Genomic DNA, 20657 nt, shown 5'->3' with positions numbered 1-20657 from the left:
CCAAATGGAGAGATGATGGGTAGAAACGACCATTTAACATTGCGTTAATATTGGTTTTATACTTTCGATGGCATATCCGCGCACATGATTTATGTTATTGCCATCGGAGCATTTCAGGCGTTAACCGCTGTAGCTTTACTAAGTAGCAGTAAACTGCGTAGCAAGGCAGACTACCTGCTGATCTTATTGTTGTGCTGTATTGCCACACACCTCGCTATTAAATTCTGCATCTATTCTTTTGTGAACGACCCGGAAGTGCGTACACAGATGAATACCTTTATTGGTTTCTGTTATGGGCCGCTACTCTACCTGTATGCCTGTCAGCAGCGGGACACGGCATTTATACCGGCATCGCGGTGGTATGTTTTCCTGCCATTTATTTTTGGGGCGATAGGTTATCTTACGGTGGCATGTGTGCTCTTATGGTCTGCGGAAGCAGGTCATGCCGTGTTGTATTATTATAATGAATCCACCACCTGGACCATGATGTTGCTGGGTTTCCTTTTCCCGGCGCTATCACTCCGCATTGCAAAGCGTTTACCCGATATGCCACAGGAAAAGAAACTGATCAACTATATCAGTTACCTGTTGGGCACGATCAGTATTATTTCGATAGGATTTAAAATAGCCCAATCACTTCACTTGCTGTACGGCTCTTATAATATTGTTTGCCGCGATATGGTATACTCCCTGCTGATAATCATATGCCTGGTGATCATCCGCTACAAATATGTGGGCATTATAGGATCACAGCCAGCGGAAATAAACACGCCATCCATAACGACAGAGATAGCTCCTCCCCGCAAAATGCAGCTTAGTACCGAAGACCAAGAGCAGGTATTGCAATTGCTGGAAGCACATCTCCATAAAACAAAAATATATACAGATACGGAGCTTAACCTCGACAAACTTGCGCAGGGAACAGGCATCAGCAAATATCACATTTCAGAGACCCTGAACAGCTATGCCGGCAAATCGTTCTACCAATACATCAATGAGTGGCGCATCCGGCGGGCCATGGAGCAAATCCGCTTTATGAACGAAAAGGCGCTGCCGGTGAATGTGCTGACATTGGCATATGATTGCGGGTTTAAGGCCAAATCATCCTTTAACCAGTATTTTAAAAAGATCACGGGGCTTACACCCACGGAGTATATTAAATCGTTGGTGGCGCCTGGCGTGACCGTGCATGAGTAGCACGCAGGCAAAGTGTAAGCAGCTCCTTCACATTTGCGAGGCGCTCCTTCTCTTTGAGGCATTGTAAACCGAAGATATAAGCAGCCGGAATATAGCTTTACAGCTAGACTCTGGAAGGTAAAGGACGTTGCCTCGCACCTGCTCGATGGCAATTTGCGGGCGTTGTCAACATCCAGGGATAATATCAACTTGGTGACGCCATTTTTCTGTTGCCTGGGCTGGACCAGACGACTCTCCTAACTGGTTTCATATTGCCAGAGAAGCTTGCTGATGCGATAAACAAAGTAACCACTACAGGTAATGGACAACTGGGAGAGTATGCATTAAAAATGATATCGGTGACGGCCTGATAATCTTTTTTACTGCAGTAATATTTCAGTGTGACAATTTAATTTGCCCATCGTCGAACATGATAAACTCAATAACCATTTATCTCGTCATGCTTTCCTGGTCTTGCATGTTCAGGAAAACCTGAAGCTTTTTTAATCATCAATAAACTATCCACCTGTCCGTTATTAAGTGAACACCTTTTTTGCTCATCTTTCATACCAAACAATGCATGTGAACCTTTTTTGCTCACCTTTTAAACCATACTATTTGACAACACTTACCATGTACTTTTTCTGAAAATCCTTTTTTAAACCCTCAATTTAATTTAAACCGTAATCCTATGGACCACGCGATCCACCACAACGCCTATGGGCAACAGCCAGCTATTGCTGCTACCCAGGACAATCAGCATTTGGCTGAATTACTGTCACACACACCCTGGGAAGACTACAACTCCAGGGAAACATTAGTATCCCTATTTCTTAAGCAGGCCGCCAGTACGCCCGGCAACCTGGCAGTATCTTTCAAGGGCCACGCCCTCACCTACCAGGAGCTGGATGAAAAAAGCAACCAGCTGGCACATTACCTGCTGGCACAGGGTGTTTCCACTGGCAGCTATGTGCCGGTGTACCTGGAACGCAGTGCCGAATGGGCCATCGCCGTGCTGGGTATCCTGAAAACCGGCGCTGCCTACATCCCGGTAGACGCCATCTATCCCGGTAAAAGAGTGGCCTTTATCCTGGAAGAAGTGGAAGCCAAAGTAATCATCACGCAGTTGTCGCTGGGCTCACGATTGTTCCAGGTACACAACACCACGGTGGTTTACCTCGACAACCTCACTGTTCTCCAGGACCAGCCGATTACCGCACCAGACCGGATGCCGGCTCCAACAGACCTGGCGTACATCATCTACACCTCCGGATCTACCGGTCAACCTAAAGGAGTGATGATCTCCCACCTGTCCATTCAGCACCTGGTCTGCTGGCACAAGCAGCAGTATGCGGTTAACAGCAACAGCCGGCTATCACTCGTAGCGGGCCTCGCATTCGACATCTCCGTATGGGAATGCTGGTCAGCCCTCCTGTCCGGTGCCGCCCTTTTTATCGCTGATAGTGAGGAAAGAACCCACGCAGGACTGCTGATGGAGTTTTACCGGAGCAACCAGCTCACCCATGCCTTCGCGCCCGCCGTACTGTTGCCGGAACTGGTTGCCTTGAGCCGGCAAACACCCGGGTTAATGCTGCAATACCTGTTTTCCGGCGGTGAACAAATGAAACCTGTATTGACCAGCGGATTACCGTACCAGCTGATCGACTACTACGGGCCCACCGAGTACACCGTGTACGCCACCCACCGCCCAGTAATAGATGTAGACGGACAATACTTCCCGACCATCGGTAAGCCCATTGCCAACACGCAGGCTTTTATCCTGGACCGCGAACTACAGCTGCTGGCCCCCGGTGCTGTTGGGGAACTATGCCTTAGCGGTATTGGTATTGCACAGGGATACTTTAAAAATCCTGCACTTACCGACAGCAAGTTTGTGCCGCATCCCTTTATGCCTGGTCAGCGGTTATACCGCACCGGCGACCTGGCCCGCCGCCTGCCCGATGGCAACATCCAGTTTCTCGGTCGCATCGACAACCAGGTCAAGATCCGCGGCTTCCGCGTGGAACCGGGCGAAATAGAAGCAGCCCTGTTGCAGATGCCACATGTGAAAAGCGCCGCACTCATTGCAGTAGATAACAACCGCCAGCAGCAACAACTGGTAGCGTTTATTGTGCAGGATCATCCTAACGAACAACAAGGCATTGCACTTGCCAGGCAACAACTCAAACAGGACCTGCCCGGTTATATGGTGCCCGCCCGTTTTATCACCGTCCGTGAACTGCCGGTGAATGCCAACGGCAAAGTAGATAAAGCCGCCCTGGCCGCCTTATCTGCCCAGACTGCAGGCAGTTACCAGGAAGCGGATGAACTTATCAGCGAAACGGAACGCATCATTGCGGAAGTATGGTCCGATATACTGGAAAGGCCGTATATCCATCACGGTGATAACTTCTTCGACATCGGCGGCGATTCCCTCCTGGTAGCCACTGTAGTAACCAAACTGAAAGACCGCTTCAACATTAAAATGTATCTCCGCGATCTGTACCAGTATCCCGAACTACGGGCATTGGCCACGATGATCGACAACCGCGTAACAACCGGAGATACCGGCATCCCGGAAGAAGATGTAGAACCTTATGTATCGCTGCAACAGGATGCCTGGCTGCTTCCAGGTGTGGAATACCGGCAACCGTTTGATGCCAGTGTGCTGGAACGCCAGTCCGCAATACTCCTCACTGGCGCTACCGGTTTCGTGGGCATCCACCTGCTGCAGGAACTACTGGACAATACCGCTGCTACCGTGTACTGCCTCGTTCGGGCCCGCGATGAACATCATGCCCTTGATAAAATCCACCAGGCTTTTGCCACCTACCATATCCCCGTGCAGGAAAATACCCGGCATCGTATTGTGGCCGTGGTGGGCGATTTTGCGCAGTCATCACTGGGCATTGCTGAAGAGGCCTACCGGGAGCTGGCTGCCAAAGTAGAAGTGATCTATCACTCCGGCAGTTCGGTGAACTTTATTGAGCCCTACTCCTTCATGAAAAAGCCAAATGTAGACGGCCTCCGGGAGATCATTCGTTTTGCCGCTACCGGTAAAATGAAGTGCCTGTCGCTCCTGTCCACCATCTCCGTGTACAGTTGGGGACATGTATTCACGCACAAAACCATCATGAAAGAAACCGATGACATCTCTCAAAACCTGCTCGCGGTAAGCAAAGACATTGGCTATGTCAGAAGTAAATGGGTGATGGAAGCAGTAGCTGATCTCGCTGCAGCAGCAGGCGTGCCCGTGATCACTTTCCGCCTCGGATACGCGATGTGTCACAGCCAGTCTGGCGCCAGCGCCCCCTATCAATGGTGGGCCAGCCTGGTAAAAAACTGTGTACAATACGCCTCTTATCCCGCCCTCCGGGAATTACGCGAAGGCCTTATTACAGTGGATTATATGGCGAAAGCGATCGTACACATCACCAAAAACAAAGAGGCTATCGGGCAAAAGTTTAACCTGATCTGTTCCCCGGAGACTAACCTTACGTTGGAACAGTTTTTCCAACGCCTGATAGCTACCTATGGTTTTAACCTCCGGCCGCTGTCGTACCATGACTGGCGCAAACAATGGGAAGACGATAGTACCAACCGTCTTTACCCGCTTACCAGTCTCTTCAGGGATAACATGCATGAGGGGCTTTCCACAGTGGAACTGTACCAGGACACTTACGTATGGCACCGTGATAACGTGGATAAATTCATGCAGGGATCGGGCATACCGGAGCCTGTATTTGACAAAGCTGTACTGGATCAATACCTTCAGTATCTGGGTATTGGGGTAGCATAGTAAAAAACGCCGCATGATGCGTATCATGCGGCGTTTTTTTATCCTCCTGATAACAATATGCTATAAGAAAAATTTATCGTGCCATGGCTTAAAGGTTTTTTGTTTTTAAATTCACGTCCATGAACAACTTCTGGGAAAAAGTAACGATGTATCATCCGCTATCGGATGAAAGCCGGCAGGCATGGGGGAATATCATTACCAGCCGCACCTACAAACGGCATGAAACGCTGGTGGCAGAAGGCCAGGTGCCGCGGCTGGTGGCCTATGTGGTAAAGGGGTTGTTTTCCCAGTACTATACCGCGCCGAATGGCGATGTGGTAATCAAACGTTTCTTTCCTGAAACATTTCTGGCCGCGTCGGTCAGTGCGATGTTGACCCAAAGTCCCAGCCAGTTCACCATCAAGGCATTGGAAAATACCACTGTATTAGTATATCACTTTGATGAATTTAAAAAGCTGACAACGCTTTATCCTGATATAGCCGCGTTGTATATCCGTTACCTGGAAATACACTGGGTAATAGAAAAAGAGCCACAGGAAATATCATTGCGCTATGATACCGGTAAAAGCCGCTACGCAGCCTTCCTTCAACAATTCCCCGCGCTGGAACACCGCCTAAAACAGCACGAAATTGCCTCCTATCTTGGTATTACCCCGACGCAACTGAGTCGTATACGCGCCGAGTTATAATTTTTTTGAAACGTCAACATTTGTAAATGTTTTTCGGGTTGGCTTGCCTGAATTTTGTCTTCATAAAAAACAACATTTATGAAAAAGACAGACTATCTGGAAGACCAGCTCGCCAATAAGGCCACCATACATCATCCAGGCCAGGGAGAACGATTGGGTATGGGAGGTGCTTCCTTCGTTTTTAAAGTAACCAGCGAAATGTCGAACAGCCAACTGGGCATGTGTGAGATCACATTGCCACCACACACCATTGGCGCCAGATTGCACTACCATCGATTTATGGATGAAACCTTTATGGTAAATAAAGGCGTACTTACCGTGTACGCCGGTGAAGATACACATCACCTGCAACCCGGATCGGTGGCGTATGTGCCACGATTTACGCCACACGGTTTTGCCAACGATACGGATGAAGCGGTAATACTCACATTAATTTTCAATCCGGCAGAAAAAAGAGAAGGCTTCTTCCGTGGATTAGTAGACATCCTCAGCGAACAGCCCGTTGACCCTGCCAAATATCTGAAGCTGTATAATAAGTATGATAGTTTTCCGGTAGATGTCAACAATATGTTGCCAGTAAAAGATCTTCCTTTATAAGGTTACTTTTCAGCCAACAACCGGCAACATAACAAATTACGCTTCCTACTCTTTAACAAAAAGGAAAGGCGTCTGCCAAAATGTATTTCAACATGGCAGGCGCCCGGGGATAGCGGTATTTAATGCTTGTGATCGGGGCTTGCCTCCTCTATCCTCAAACTTTCTTTATGGATGGCGTTGAGTAATTCAGTGATAAACTCAGCTGATAAGCCTTCCTTCTTACCAGCCTCAATACCTCTTTCCAATACCTTTTGAAAGCGGGCCGCCTGTAATGGAGCGATATGATGCGCTGCTTTATAAACACCTATTTCGCGGACAACGCGCTCTCTGGCACCCAGCACCTCGAAAAGCTGTCTATCGAGGGAGTCGATGACCTTTCGCTTGTTTTCAAGGGTAGTATCAATACCATTTGTGGACGGACTTTGTCCATTTGCTCTGTTCACAATGGCAGTAGCAGCCAAAGCGATAATGAAGATGATCAATATATTTTTCATAGCCTGAAACTCCACCATTATAATGCCACTTTCTGAAGGGCCTGGCAACAGACCAAGGTATAGGTATAGGTATTATTCTAACTCTTGCTGGTACGCTCCAGCACCCTGCCAAATGTATTGCTGATTCTACCATCCATGATAATTATTGGCTGGCGATGATCCGGACTCCGGCATCATAAGTGGAACCAAAACCGCTACGCGAATAGATTGCGTAACCGCTGTTTATTTTTGATTTCATACTCAAAATAGTCATAAAATATATCAGCCAGGAAATTATTTTAAAGATGAATCAAGGAGATGACCGGTATTTGATTTATTTAACCATTTCTTCTTAACACCTAATAATTCTTCAAAAAAATGAAACAAGCTAGTTTGTTATCCCGTGTTATATGCATGCTTTTTATATGCAGCATGCTGGCATGTAAAAAAAATGACGTGCCTGTAGCTCCATCCGATGGCATTCAACATGCGCTTATTACCAAAGCGCTGACAGCAACAGGTGATGTGGCGGTACCTGTATCCTGGTACCAACTGGAATTGAAACTGATCAAAGAGAGTGCAGGATTTACTCCTCCGGTAGCAGCCAGGGCAATTGCCTATACCGGCGTTACGTTGCATGAAGCGGTACTGGGTAGCATGAACAGGGCGCCGTCTCTGGCAGGGCAATTAACTGGGTTGCAGGTATTGCCTGCGCCGGAAAGAGGACAGCAATATAACTGGGCAGTTGCTGCCAATAGTGCTATGGCACAAATTATCCGGAGCCTGTTTCCTAATGCCAGTGCAACCAACCTGGCATTAATTGCCCAGTTGGAACAGGATAATCAACAGGCCCATAGTGGCGGCTGCAGTGCAGCCGTTATTACGCGTTCGGTAAATTTTGGTAAACTAATTGCCACCGCTATTTATCAATGGTCTGCCACTGACGGGGGGAAAGACGGTTATCTTAACAACTTCCCAAGCGACTATATTCCGCCCACCGGTCCCGGTTACTGGATACCCACTCCTCCGCTTTTTCAACCGGCCATGCTACCCTATTGGGGAAACAACCGGCCCCTGCTGAAAGGAGCAGAAGCAGATCTGATGCCACCTGCGTTTTCGACCAACAGTGACTCCCCATTTTACCGGGCGGCGGATGAAGTGTATCAAAAAGGGAAGACTTTAACCCCGGAGGAAAAGAATATTGCGCAGTACTGGGCCGATGGAGGTGGTACCTTTACTCCTCCCGGACACCTGGTGGGTTTAACCGCACAACTGGTAAATGATGAGCAATTAACACTGGGAGCCGCCGCCACCCTGCTGGCGCAGGTTGGCATAGGACTCAACGACGCTGCTATTCTTTGCTGGAAATATAAATACAAGTACAACCTGATCCGGCCGGTTTCCTATATTCACCGGTATATTGACAGTACGTGGACGCCATTAATAGGCACTCCTCCTTTCCCATCATACACCTCCGGACATGCAACCTTTACCAGTGCTACAGGCAATATCCTGGCGGCTTACTTTGGCAACAGTTACGCTTTTACAGATAATCAAAAAGCAGCAGACGGTTTTACCCCGCGTGCTTTTAACAACTTCACAGATATGATCAATGAAGCCGCTGTTTCAAGAGTGTATGGAGGCATCCATTATACTTTCGACAGCGATGCGGGAAAAACTACTGGTAAACAGATCGCCAACCAGGTGCTATCGCTGCATTACTAGCAATAACCACCAAATTACGAAGCGCCTGCCCAATGCTTTTCAGCGTGGCAGGCGCCTGTGATTATTTACCGGCAAATACTTATACTATTGCCTCTGCGGTAACTATTGGTTGCTTCACCGGTGGTAAATCCACACCTACATACTTAGCGTAGTTAAAGAGCTGATGCTGGAAACCTACCTGGCTATGCCAATCATCGATGTTATTTCCCTGCCACCTGGCATCCAGGTTGGCTTCGAAATATTCATAATTATTCTTCGGCTGTTGGTAGCCTAACAGGAGTAAAGCGCCTGCCAGGTTCTGGTAGAAATCATGCACTGTCATTGGATCCTGTCCTTTCCCGGTCGATACCTGGATAACGGTGGCATCAGGTGTTTCAGGCTTATAAAAATTGCTGACAAGAAGAAGCCTTGCTGCAACCGGGAAGTTCGGGACAACGTCACGGATGTTATGCAAATGCCAGGCGTTGGTAATTTTAGCATCCAGGTCATTGGCAAAATCCGCATTACCTGAGGCAGGTGCTGCAAAAGTAACCAGCGATATATTGCCCGCCGCTTTCGAGAACTGCCTTTTAAGGCATTCAGCGAAATAAGAGGCATAAACATTCGCCAGGTTTCCGCCGAGACTATGCCCGGTAATAATCAGCGGTTTATCGCCGTTTTTTGTCAAGTACAGCAACGCTTCCCGGAGTGTCAGCAATGGTACGAATCCCAGATTATTTCTCAACAATAACATTTCCGTAAAACCTGTATAGGCGCCAGCGCTGATGCAGGGCATTTTATCAGCGCCCGAGGCGACATCATTGCTGGTAAAAGGCCAGTAGGCCAATGCAGCATCCAGGTCTTCCAGGCCCCAGTCTACTAAAACATCCTGGTTATTCCTGCTAACAGATCCCCTGATAGCCAACGCGTAAACATCTTTGGATTCGTGCTCCGCTATGAAAAAATAATTGGGATCAGTAGCCTTACCACTGCTCCAGGCGATACTCCAGCCCGGCATAAGCGTTTTAATGTCATTGTCCGGATCCGCATAACCGGCCACATTGCAAAGGCGTACAGCAATTTTCTTCAGTTCATCGGGACTGATGTTGGATTCCATAGTAATGGTATTTTGAGGGTGAAAAAATAACGAGGGTTATTATGATTATTGTACATGACTAATATGTATATTGAGGGAACTATGGATATTAAGTTAATAAAATTATTCGGATTCCAAATAATATAGGACAATAATTCGGATAAATAAGATAAGAGGGCAGTCGATACTTCCCCTAATCTTACATATCTTTTTCCCTAAAGTTCTTCTTAAAGGCTATATTGAAATCAGCCTCATCGTTACATCATTCACAGTGCTATTTCCCTCAGCTGAATACCAGGTCAACTAAATTTTTTACGAATGCAGCTATCATTGGCGAACCAACTACCAACAGGTCTATTATTTTCTTGGCTGTTCCGGCCGGCTCAAAAGTCTTTCCAATCCTGGCAGCATCGCCAGCGCCCGTAGCCACTGCCTGCGCAGCCACCTCCGCATTCGCTTCTGCTAATTGTAATTGAACAGGGATGTAAAACAACAGTAATAAAAACGTATGCAGAATCCCGTAAAAGTAAACTACATCTAGCCGGAAATAATCATAACCGATAGATAAATTATATGCTTTCACAAACGAAAGCGTATTCAAAGCAGCGTAAAACTGGCCCGTTGCTATTACTGCGAACGTAAGTATCAATGCAGCCAACACAAAATATACCTTAAAGTCGTTGTTAACAGATAATAAGTCAGAAAGATATGTCGGGGCACTTTTAGCTGAAAGTAACGCCCTGGTATCACTAAACGTAAAAAGCATGCCGGATAAGCATAGCGCTGCAGTAAAATAGCCCAATGAATTAATGATGGTAAAAACAGTGTGAAGATTGTGCATGAACAGTTCGTTACGTACGATATTGTCTTCATCACTGGGCGCATTCAAAAAGAGAAAATAAAATGACACACATACCGCTATCACGATTACCACATAAATAATCTTCCACTTGACGGATAGCCGATGCTCACCGTTATTCTTCCTGAAGATGATCGACAGTAAGTAAGGGATTAACAAGCAATACAGTGTTGCCTGGACGATTAATGAAATTATCCAATAACCAAAAACCGGATATTTCACCATAAAACGATCGGAATCATATGGAATCGCTGTAAGCGTAATCTTCTTGCGGATTTCCTTTACCTGAAGTGTTGAATCACAGAAAACGACGGTCACAGGTTGTTGATACTGGCTTATCTCATGTCCGTTCATTTTTTTAAGCAACCTTAAATCCAAAGAGTCGATACGCAGGCTTTTACTGGAAAACTGCTGCAGCTCTGTGTCGTTCATTACTGCAATTCTTCCCCTGATTTTGAGCAGGGCGTCCCGTTGTTTACCGACCAGGCTGTCTTTCAATGCCCTCAAGCGCGTATCTGCCTGCGGCAATAATTGTAATTTTTGCCTTTCCTGTACCAACGACAAGACGGCGGTGGAATCCTGAAGTGAGCTGTCAATAACATTGTTTAGTACCTGCCGGGTATTCCAGTTTATTTCGTGAAACTGTAGCTGTTCATTTTCACCGTTCAAAATAAGTTTAAATGCGCCCATAAACGCTATCAATCCAAGGATGACTACGAGGAGCGGCTGCAATTTCTTTCCATTTGTTTCGGGGGACTGTGTAGTACCGTTGGTGGTGGCAGGTGGATTGCCGGTTACAACGGTCGAAGCATTGTTTGAATTATCCATAGTGCATTGAGATGTTGGTTTATAAAATAGAAGTATTGGGGAGGCTTAATTTTCAATATTTGGTACGCAGAGATATTTCAAGCTCGTACAGGATCTTTTGACTTTCCATAAGGTGTAGTCGTTTTGGGGATTAGTTATTATGAAGTATAGATAGTGTCAGCAATACATCGCGCTGCTTTCAAACGGACAGCACCCAATTTAGCCTTTTTTTACATAAATTCCAAGATGGGCGGTTTGTCCTGGTTTATCAAACAAAACCTGCGCAGCGCTCAAAAACGTACCAGATGTATGGCATATTATAGTGCTATTATAAATTCTCCATATATCCGTGGCAACATGCTCCTATGGTGCGTTTGTTATTTTTTCCTGCTGCAAACGATTGTTATAAAAGTATATTTTTTTCATTTCCTATTACTTCATACTTTCGGGTCCACTAACTAAAATATACTATTTGTTGTCAGGTACTTTCTGTCGAAAGCTGTTATGATTTCACCCCAAAAATTTCTGTTACCATTATTGTTAGACAGGTTAAGTTATGCTATGACTGGTGCTATAGTTGACGTCCTAACTCCTTCATCTACCGCCGTTGATATATTGTCATAACATCGGAGCACTTACTAATCTATTTACATCAAAGGCATTCCTTCTATTATTTCACCTCAAAATGACTATTTTATGTCAAACCTGAAAATCACAGATCTCGTTGCAGACCTTAACAAAAGCCCTAACCGATGGCAGGCAAGAGAAACCTCCATTTCCCAGTTGCCCGAAGATCAACAAAAAGCCCTGCTGGGTGTTATTGTTAACACAGCGGAACTGGCATCCGTAATGAAACCTGTGGCTGGCGCTGCGCCTGTTGCCAATTATGCCCCCGAGGTAGATTGGCGCAACCACAACGGTAACCATATTACCCCTGTTAAAGACCAGGGTGGATGTGGTTCCTGCGTGTCCTTCTGTACCACTTCTGTTACAGAAGCCATGGCCTCTATAGAACATGGCCAGTTACTGGACCTTTCTGAAGCAGATTTGCATTTTTGCTCCAATCATGGCGCTAATTGCGGCGGCTGGTGGCCCACAGACGCTTTCAGTCAAATAAAAACCCGCGGTATTCCAGATGAAGCCTGCTTCCCTTATGCTACCGCATTCCCCGACAACAACATTTGGAAACAACCTCCGCACTGCACGATAGGGCCTAACAGGGACGCCCGTGCGGTAAAAATCACCAATTCCACTACCATCGCCAATGTAATTGACCGGAAAAACTATATTTCTGCCCATGGGCCCTGCTCTGCAGTAATGCACGTTTTCGAAGATTTCTTTTCTTATGCAGACGGCGTATATACCCATGTAAGCGGCGTTGACAAAGGATTACACTGCGTTACCGTTATCGGATATTCGGAAGCTGAACATTGCTGGATCTGCAAAAACTCCTGGGGCACTGGATGGGGTAAAGGCGGATTCTTTAAAATCGGTTATGGACAAGCAGGAATAGATACAGAATTCCCATTCTGGACTGCTAGTGGTGTGGTGCTCCCCGCTCAAAAAAGCGGATGGTATGGTTACGAAAACCTCGGCGGTTTGCTCACTTCCAGGCCTAATGCCGTTTCATGGGCAGCCAACAGGATCGATGTAGTGGTGCGGGGCCTGGACTCTGCCGTATATCACAAATGGTGGAATGGTACCTCCTGGCAGGGCTGGGAATCCCTGGGCGGACAAATACAGGGTGCTCCTGCTATCTGCTCCTGGGCGGCTGGCCGGTTGGACATCTTTGCTGTAGGCCTGAATCATCACCTGTGGCACAGGTACTACCAGGGGGGATGGAGCCAATGGGAAGACCTCGGAGGAACTCTTTCTTCCGAACCAACCTGTGTAAGCTGGGGTCCTAACAGAATCGACATATTTGCCCGTGGTATGAATTCTTCCATGTGGCACTTATGGTTTGATGGCACCTGGCATGGCTGGGAAGATCTTGGAGGTATTATTACTTCTGCGCCGGCAGTATCTTCCTGGGCGTCTGGCAGGTTAGACTGCTTTGCCCGCGGCCAGGATAATAAACTCTGGCACAAATGGTTTGACAAAGGCTGGAGTGGTTGGGAAAACCTGCAGTCGAACATGTTTGATAGCCCTGGCGCTGTTTCATGGGGACCTAACCGGATAGATGTATTCTTCCCCGGACAGAACTACAACATGATGCATAAATGGTGGGATGGCAAAGCCTGGAGCGGAGATGAAAACCTGGGCGGCATCCTATCTTCAGCCGTGGGTGTATCATCCTGGCAGGCTGGCCGGTTGGACTGCTTTGTAGAAGGCACCGACTCTGCTATGTACCATAAATGGTATGTATAAAAAGTAAACTACGAATTACGGATTACGGACTACCAACCGACTCCGATATGGAGGCGATAGCACGAAGCTGCCTGATTTAAAAAGCGCTTCCCTTCTGTAATCCGTAATTCGTAACTTTGCCAAAACTGATATATGGAAATCATACCAAAAGAATTGAAAACAGGAGGCGATCTTCCTATCATTTTACCAGGCCTGGGTACAGCAGGTTTTCAATGGTTCTTTAAAGTTGATAACGAACATTGCGTTGAAGTAAAGCCATATGACTATACCGTAGACTCCATGCGCCGTGATGCCGGCACCAGCAACGACGAAGTATTTTTAATTACCGGCATTTCGCCGGGCCGTACAACTGTTACATTTGAACAAAGAAGAGTATGGGAAAAAGACGGTCAGGCCATCAATACAAAAGTATTTGATGTCACCGTTGTTGAATAAAACCATATAGCCCGTCGCTTCATTCTCAAGAGAGAATGAATATCCCATTCGGGCAAAGGTTAACCATTATAATTTCCAGGACACGGATCTCTACTTTAGCATTCCTGCATTAGTAAGTCCTTTTTGGAGGTCCTCCGCATTCATAACAGGACTAAACTCTACTTTGGCATTGAGCGACATAAAGAAAGGCTCAGCTATCCCTGGTATATCGGATGGATCTTTCAAATCAAAGATGAACATCGCTGATCTGCATCCTTCCGATGCAAAAAAATAATTTGCTTCCGGATTTAGTTTTTCCATTGTTGACTTCATGATTTTGGCAAGCGTTCCATCCGCCACGGCTTTGTTTGATGCTTCTACCTGGCAGGTCACTTTTAATAGTGTACGCATTTCAATTGTTTTTAAGGGGTACTTTAAATTTTCTGAGGGAATTACAGGGGTATTGTTTCATTGATCATTTGCTTTAGCGAAACCGGTACTTTAGCGTAATAATCATTAAACAAATAAAACAGCGAAGTGGTTGGGTTGGTGTGCCTTCTTATAATGTTAAAGAGTTGTTATTCCTATATACCAGCGCAAAAAAAGCTACCACCATATCTGTTTGTTGGCATGATACCCGAAAGGCCGCTCCAGTTGTCCTTTGCCACCTTTCTCTACCAACCTGTAAAGCCCCTTGGATGGCATATTCTCAACAGTTAGTATGGAATCCCTGATACAGGCAAGGTCGGATAATCTCTGCCAGCTGCCGGTACTATTCATACAATAAAGCACATAGCTCCTCCCCTTTTTCACCCAGGAACCAGAACCAGTATTGAGCTTCGACAGCGTCATGCCTGTTGCTTTCTTCTTGTCAGGAATAAACATGATTTTCCGGCCTGATGTATCCAATAAAAAAGGGCTGCCTGTTAAACGGAAACCGTCTTTATCTGGTAAGGCAGCATAATACAACACATCTTTCCCCATTTGCCTGAAGCAGGCCCTGTTGCTATCTGCTATCCTGCCCCAGTAAACAGGTTGCCATTTCCCATAATTATATACACAGATGTAAGCAATTTTCTTATCGGTCTTTTCCGGGAGGATGACTTCAATATCGGCAGCGTTGGTATGAACAGCAGTGACGTCCAGCGAGTGATCATGTACTACATTTGAAAGCAGGAAAGTATCTCTACCCATTAATGGCTTGATAGAATCCCGCCAGAGGTTTACAGGGATAAAGCTCATCCTGAAAACTTTCGCGGCATGGGCCAGTTCATGACCGGGAATGGCGCTTATTTTACCGTTTGAGTCTAATGCAGCCACTTCGACATGTCCACCATTCTTCGATCCCCATATCGGTACATAATCTAGTGCTGCCGGTATACCAAAACTGCGCAAAACATAAACACCTATATGGGCGCCCAGATAGCAATCTCCCTTACGCTGGCATTTCATCATCTCAAAAGCCATTCCCCCGGTGGATGCATCATCATATGTATACCAGTTACCGGCCATGCTCATTAGCTGAGATGCTATCGTCATCGGGTTTTTATCATAGCGGCCCAGATTTAACCTGTAAGAAGCTAACACCTTTTTTAAAAAATCCTGCTCCTCTCTAAAAAAATAAGTGCGCCATCCCTGTGGTTCTTCATCATACACTTTATAGGCAAGTAAATAATTCAGCAACGTCTGTTTATCAGCCTTCCGGTTCCACGGCCATGTTTTTATATAAAACCCATAGGCGTCAATGTGGGTGGCCAACAAGGTGTCCGACATTATCTCCCTGTCTGGTAAACGTTCATGGTGAACGGAAAGCTTCCTGTTAAGCAACAGATCTAATAGCCCGGTATCCCCATTTACAGTATCCAGGTTAACCGCAACTGTTTTGCCGGTTTCTTCATTATAAAAAAAACTTCTTTCCGAACATTGCTGATTCAATTGTTCCTTTAAAAATAAAGCTGCTTCAAGTTTCAGGGAATCCTCCGGCTTTCGGGCATACGCACGAACCATCTTATCGATACGTGAACCCGGCCTACTGTTGCTACAAGAAGTAATGGCGATAACAAGCAGTGCTAAAGATATCTTATCTTTTATTCTCATAATTTCATTTATTAGTATTCGCAACCTGTTGTGGTAGTGGAAGCAGGAAGCGCTGCGTGCTAAATCTTCTTTCTCTGTTCCCTGACCGCTCTATAACTGCTATATTAAACGTCTTCCCATTGGCAGAAATATTAATAGCATCGATCGGCTTTTCCAGCTCAGGTATTGAAGTCTGGGCGCTGAACTTAGCCCATCGGAGTAACGACCAATAGCGATCATTTTCAAAAAACATTTCTACCCGCCGCTCATTTTTATAAATATCCCAGGCAAGTGATAACGGTATGTTTGTGTCGATAGGCGGTAGTCCTCCATGTATCGTACGCGTTACATTCATAAGAAGAATAGCCTCCTTTGCCTTACCTGACAGCAACAGCGCTTCCGCATAGTTCAGATAAACTTCCCCCAACCTTAATACAGGCAAGTGATGATCGCTGCCATCCAGGTACCATAATTTCCTGTTTTCGTAAAGACTCTTCCGTACATAGTATCCCGTTGGGGATATAAGATTGCCATCTTTCCTTCCAGAAGTACACAGATTACCACTATCCCTTGTCAGAATCAGGCTATTAAAATAATGGGATGAATCATATACAATACTGGCATAAAATCTTTTGTCACGATTATTATACAATACAGCGGAAGCATATGCAAGTCCCTGCCGATACAATCGGTATTGGCTGGTTTCATTCCATCTTCTAGCCTGGTGGTCGTCATCGATAACAAGATAAGCATCCACCAGGTTCTGGGAGGGATAGCGTTTAGATGATCCATCAAATCGGTCAGCCAATGGGGGCCCATATCCCGGTCGCATTTTCTCATTCGACTGGTTTACCACCAGATCCTGCATTAATGTATTTTGAAAGGTTGTATTGAACCTTCTCTTGAATACACCCAGCACTATCTCCCGACTGTTAAGTCCTTTATCAAAATCATTAAAAAGATTGCTGTAGCTGGTATCTAACACATATTTCCCATTTCCCAAGATGGCCACGGCCGACCGTTGTAGCACGTCAAGGTATCTTCCCCTGTTTTCCGGAACATAGGCCGCCGCCTGCAAGGCCACCCTCATCAGCATCGCCAACGCTGCCGTTTTTGATGCCCTCCCGGTAGCTGCAACATCAGGTAATTGTACGGTGCAACGCTGAAGACTGGTAATAATATAACTATAAGTTTCAGATAGCGAAGACCGCTTTTGCTCCGGGTAAAAGCAGTTACCTGTTGTTGCCGAAGAGTCGATGATTAAACCGCCAAACCGCTGCGCCAGATAATAATATACCATACTTTTCAAAAACAACAGCTCTGCTTTCCAGTATACCCGGCTAGCTGCTCCTATTGAACTATTCTTTCCTATCACCCTTTCCACCTCATCGCATTGCCTGATTTTATCCATCTGGTCCCACTCACTTGTATAGGTGCTGTCAAACTTTTCAATTACTACGGGGTTAGGTCCGTCAAAATAAATATTATCGGTACGGTCATCTGTTGAACTGGCATTGTAATAAAGCGGGGGCAGTATTTTCTCATAGGCGTCTTCAACCAGGGCGTCCATCAGTGCACTGTCGCTTACCAGCAGGGAAAGACTGTCTTTATTAAAACTATTAGAAAACGGAACTGCGGGACTACTGCAGGCAGTGAACTCCATAAATATGATGCCTGCCATCAGGATAGGGAAGTATTTAAACATGATCGGGCTTTATTTAACTGAACTGAATCTCCAGCACTTCTCAAAAAGGGTAATATTATGATGAGCCCACCTCTCCCTACCTCACCATACTAAGCGGAACCAAATATATTAAGCCCAAGGGTATAGAAAAACCGTTTTCTTAGCATTATATGATGCTTTATTTACTATAGGCTCTCTTGAATAGTTTATCTGTTCCCAAAAAACATGTTTCAACAGGATGCTCAATTTATCAAGGGTAAAAAAGATTGTATTGAAAAACAAGCTGGATAGCACACCATCAACACTTTTAAGGTTACGCAAAGAAAGCATTGGTAATTATCAATTTTGCAGTAGGTTATCCCCATAAAACATTACAAATTTAAGCATCCAAATTATATGAAATCACCTATAAAAATGAATCAATAATAGTAAAAAGAAATAGCGCTGACCCCAAATTAATATTCATAAAAAGTCGAAAGCGCCCAAACTATACCCATTCCGTCATTCTTTAATAACCAATAAACTCAAAATCAATTTATGAAGCATTTTTTCATTATCGCCCTATTGGCTGTTCTATTCAGCTGCACAAAAAAAGACCAGTCCCCCAGATCACCAGATGAAGAAAGGATAAACAATAAAATTGCCGCTGTATTAGGCAGTACTGATAAAACATTTCAAAAAGTAGCGCTCTACAAATTCAATGAGCAGGAAAAACTCCAATTATGGAAAACCCATCTCACCAATCTGCTACCATATTTTTCTTCAAACAAAGAAAAATATGACTTCATTCAGTATGTCATCAATACCTTGAAACCTGGCATGTTTGATCCTGCCGATAAAACGTATGCATCTGAGATGGCTCAAAATGAGTACAAAGCAAATAAATTGTTCACTTACAAAGAAAGTGTGTTGCTCTTTTATTCGCTGATCAATCCTGACAATGTTGGAGGAACTGGCAATCACCTTAAAGCTACAAGAGTCTCCGCAATATCAGGGAATCGTTATAGCAGGACAGCGCAAGGGGTAAGCCTTGCAGAAACCCAGACTGACTGTTCCTGTAACGCAGATGGTCAACCTAACACTTGCACCGATAGCTGGGTTGGAGGATATACTTATTGCAATGCAGGTGAGAACAGTTGTAAAACCATTAGTACAGGCTGCGGATGGTTTTGGCAAAATCGCTGCAATGGCGACTGTAAAACTGTGTTAACAATATAAAAAATGTATCCGGTTACATAGAGATATCTTACCGGGGGCTTTTATTAGTAAAGGGTTCTTCCTTATTGTCAACTGTACGGACTTGCTTTATCAGCAGCCGTACAGTTTTCTCTCCTTAAATATTCTTTGATTCTTCAACAAACATATATGTCCGTACGAAGACAAATACTTTACAATGTACTTATCAGCTGCCTGCTCTTCATAGGTGGGATTGCGGCTGCCATATTCGTTTCCTACCTAAATACCCTGAAAATTCCGCAGATAAAATACTTGTCAGGATGTGCCATATACGGGATTACGGGAACCCTATTTTACTTAAGAAAAACAAAGCTGGCAGATCGCATATTATTCTTCCTCCCCATCGTTATCATCCTTATTTTCTTTGGGATTATTTTCAACAATATTGATATTTTCACCAAACTCCAGTCAGCAGTGGAGTTGATCCTTCTTTTTATATGTTACAATACTGCCCGCTGGCTGGACAAGCAATCATTCAAAGGCGGGGTCTTTCTGTCACTTCTATTCTTATGCGGCATTTGTATGTTTGTATTTATAGGTGTACCATACCTGCATTACAAAACCTTAACACTATATGAAAACAACATTCCTTCAAAGAAAGTGCGCCGGATAACATTACTAGACAGGGATAACAAATCAATCACATTTGATTCAATCTATCTAAATAAAAAAACTATCTTTATAGACTTCTGGTATAAAAGGTGCCCCCCCTGTTTAACCAAAATGCAACCATTGTCTGATGTCGTGGCCCATTTCAAAGGAGATACCAGCATCGTATTTCTGATTGTAAACGCAGGCAACATAGATTCTTACGAACAATTTACTGACGCTATCAATAATATTCCCTATCATTTCACTTTCATGTATGATAAAGATGGATTATTAATAAAAGAATTGAACGTATCTGGCTACCCAACGGAAGTTATTCTTCATAAAGGGAATATCGTACATTCATTGATAGGGTACGACAGAGGAGCCGCCAACTACTTCTATCAGAAAAATCTGATAGCCCTGTTATCTCAATTTTCAACTAAAAAATAACTATCCATATGAAATATATTCTATTTATATCTTTATTACCTCTCTTCTTCTCCTGCAATAACTCCCCCAATAAACCACAAAGCAATATCCCGGAAAGCAAAATCACTTTTGACATGGACACCATACACATCAACCGCATTTCTGTCGGAGATTCAATAACAGTAGTATTCAGGTATAAAAACTCGGGGGAAGCACCCCTTAAAGTTATAAATGTTGCTGGCTCCTGCTCCTGCACAATACCGTATCACGACAGCACTCCGATCAATCCTGGAAAAACTGGCTTTATCAGGGTACAATACAAAAATGCAGCTGATACTTCAGCCATTTTCAAAGTAGTTGTTGTTGAAACAAACCAAACCAGCGCACCTTTACATTCAATCTATTTAGTCACTAACTGAAAATAAACAGCAGAATATTCCCGGCACATGATTTTCCGTGACGCTTCATTTACCTATGCTATCAAGCCTTTCTCTTTCATATTCCGGTATTCCAAACAAAAGATCTTTCCATTCTTTAAAGGGAAGATCTTTGTTCAGATAACATTACCACTGGCATTCTTCCTTGCTTCCACTATCTATTTTATCTTTAGCTATATTTTTTCCTTTAACTACCAGCTTACTGTAAGAAACCAGTACTTCT

At 44.8% G+C, this 20657-nt stretch carries 16 protein-coding genes; 10 read left to right on the top strand and 6 right to left on the bottom strand.

Annotation, left to right across the window (positions count from 1 at the left end):
- Positions 1-84: 84 nt before the first annotated feature.
- From FHW36_RS15285 to FHW36_RS15270, 4 genes are all read left to right on the top strand, one after another.
- The gene (locus FHW36_RS15285; protein WP_145670435.1) at positions 85-1197 is read left to right on the top strand and encodes a helix-turn-helix domain-containing protein; all 1113 of its coding nucleotides are present in this window, start codon (positions 85-87) and stop codon (positions 1195-1197) included.
- A 670-nt stretch (positions 1198-1867) separates the two neighbouring features.
- Positions 1868-4975, top strand: a complete 3108-nt coding sequence (locus FHW36_RS15280) for a non-ribosomal peptide synthetase family protein (protein ID WP_145670434.1) — start codon at positions 1868-1870, stop codon at positions 4973-4975.
- Positions 4976-5094: 119 nt separating this feature from the next.
- Entirely contained in the window at positions 5095-5664 is a 570-nt protein-coding gene (locus FHW36_RS15275) for a Crp/Fnr family transcriptional regulator (protein WP_145670433.1), read from the top strand.
- Positions 5665-5742: 78 nt separating this feature from the next.
- Positions 5743-6261 (top strand): cupin domain-containing protein, encoded by a 519-nt coding sequence (locus FHW36_RS15270; protein ID WP_145670432.1) that lies wholly within the window; start codon positions 5743-5745, stop codon positions 6259-6261.
- 119 nt (positions 6262-6380) lie between these two features.
- Here FHW36_RS15270 and FHW36_RS15265 read toward each other — a convergent pair whose 3' ends face one another.
- The gene (locus FHW36_RS15265; RefSeq protein WP_186452467.1) at positions 6381-6755 is read right to left on the bottom strand and encodes a chorismate mutase; all 375 of its coding nucleotides are present in this window, start codon (positions 6753-6755) and stop codon (positions 6381-6383) included.
- Positions 6756-7190: 435 nt separating this feature from the next.
- Between FHW36_RS15265 and FHW36_RS15260 the strand changes: the two genes are divergently transcribed.
- Complete coding sequence (locus FHW36_RS15260; RefSeq protein ID WP_246121161.1) at positions 7191-8459, top strand: vanadium-dependent haloperoxidase; 1269 nt, start codon at positions 7191-7193, stop codon at positions 8457-8459.
- Between the two features lie 79 nt (positions 8460-8538).
- On the opposite strand, the gene FHW36_RS15255 is transcribed toward FHW36_RS15260, so the two are convergent.
- Positions 8539-9555: a lipase family protein gene (locus FHW36_RS15255; RefSeq protein ID WP_145670429.1), complete on the bottom strand. Its 1017-nt coding sequence runs from the start codon at positions 9553-9555 to the stop codon at positions 8539-8541.
- 262 nt (positions 9556-9817) lie between these two features.
- Positions 9818-11221 carry a hypothetical protein gene (locus FHW36_RS15250; RefSeq protein WP_145670428.1) on the bottom strand — a complete coding sequence of 468 codons (1404 nt, stop codon included), beginning with the start codon at positions 11219-11221 and terminating at the stop codon, positions 9818-9820.
- 675 nt (positions 11222-11896) lie between these two features.
- Here FHW36_RS15250 and FHW36_RS15245 point away from each other — a divergent pair.
- Together FHW36_RS15245 and FHW36_RS15240 are read left to right on the top strand one after the other, a co-directional pair.
- Positions 11897-13567 (top strand): C1 family peptidase, encoded by a 1671-nt coding sequence (locus FHW36_RS15245; RefSeq protein ID WP_145670427.1) that lies wholly within the window; start codon positions 11897-11899, stop codon positions 13565-13567.
- Between the two features lie 132 nt (positions 13568-13699).
- The gene (locus FHW36_RS15240; RefSeq protein WP_145670426.1) at positions 13700-14002 is read left to right on the top strand and encodes a protease inhibitor I42 family protein; all 303 of its coding nucleotides are present in this window, start codon (positions 13700-13702) and stop codon (positions 14000-14002) included.
- 90 nt (positions 14003-14092) lie between these two features.
- Here the strand turns inward: FHW36_RS15240 and FHW36_RS15235 are convergent, their stop codons facing one another.
- The 3 genes from FHW36_RS15235 to FHW36_RS15225 all read right to left on the bottom strand — a co-directional run bounded on the left by FHW36_RS15235 (position 14093) and on the right by FHW36_RS15225 (position 17762).
- Entirely contained in the window at positions 14093-14392 is a 300-nt protein-coding gene (locus tag FHW36_RS15235) for a hypothetical protein (protein ID WP_145670425.1), read from the bottom strand.
- Between the two features lie 195 nt (positions 14393-14587).
- Entirely contained in the window at positions 14588-16078 is a 1491-nt protein-coding gene (locus tag FHW36_RS15230) for a hypothetical protein (protein WP_145670424.1), read from the bottom strand.
- Positions 16079-16082: 4 nt separating this feature from the next.
- Positions 16083-17762: a RagB/SusD family nutrient uptake outer membrane protein gene (locus tag FHW36_RS15225; RefSeq protein WP_145670423.1), complete on the bottom strand. Its 1680-nt coding sequence runs from the start codon at positions 17760-17762 to the stop codon at positions 16083-16085.
- A gap of 516 nt (positions 17763-18278) precedes the next feature.
- Between FHW36_RS15225 and FHW36_RS15220 the strand changes: the two genes are divergently transcribed.
- The 3 genes from FHW36_RS15220 to FHW36_RS15210 all read left to right on the top strand — a co-directional run bounded on the left by FHW36_RS15220 (position 18279) and on the right by FHW36_RS15210 (position 20416).
- Complete coding sequence (locus FHW36_RS15220; protein ID WP_145670422.1) at positions 18279-18959, top strand: bacteriocin fulvocin C-related protein; 681 nt, start codon at positions 18279-18281, stop codon at positions 18957-18959.
- Positions 18960-19106: 147 nt separating this feature from the next.
- On the top strand, positions 19107-20018 hold the full coding sequence (locus tag FHW36_RS30995) for a TlpA family protein disulfide reductase (protein WP_317131890.1): 912 nt from the start codon (positions 19107-19109) through the stop codon (positions 20016-20018).
- 8 nt (positions 20019-20026) lie between these two features.
- Positions 20027-20416, top strand: coding sequence for a DUF1573 domain-containing protein (locus FHW36_RS15210; RefSeq protein ID WP_145670420.1), 390 nt, complete (start codon positions 20027-20029; stop codon positions 20414-20416).
- Positions 20417-20657 lie beyond the last annotated feature (241 nt).

It is taken from the genome of Chitinophaga polysaccharea, from assembly GCF_007829335.1.
In the GTDB taxonomy this organism is placed as follows: Bacteria; Bacteroidota; Bacteroidia; order Chitinophagales; family Chitinophagaceae; genus Chitinophaga; species Chitinophaga polysaccharea_B.
This window is presented reverse-complemented; position numbering and strand designations above follow the sequence as displayed.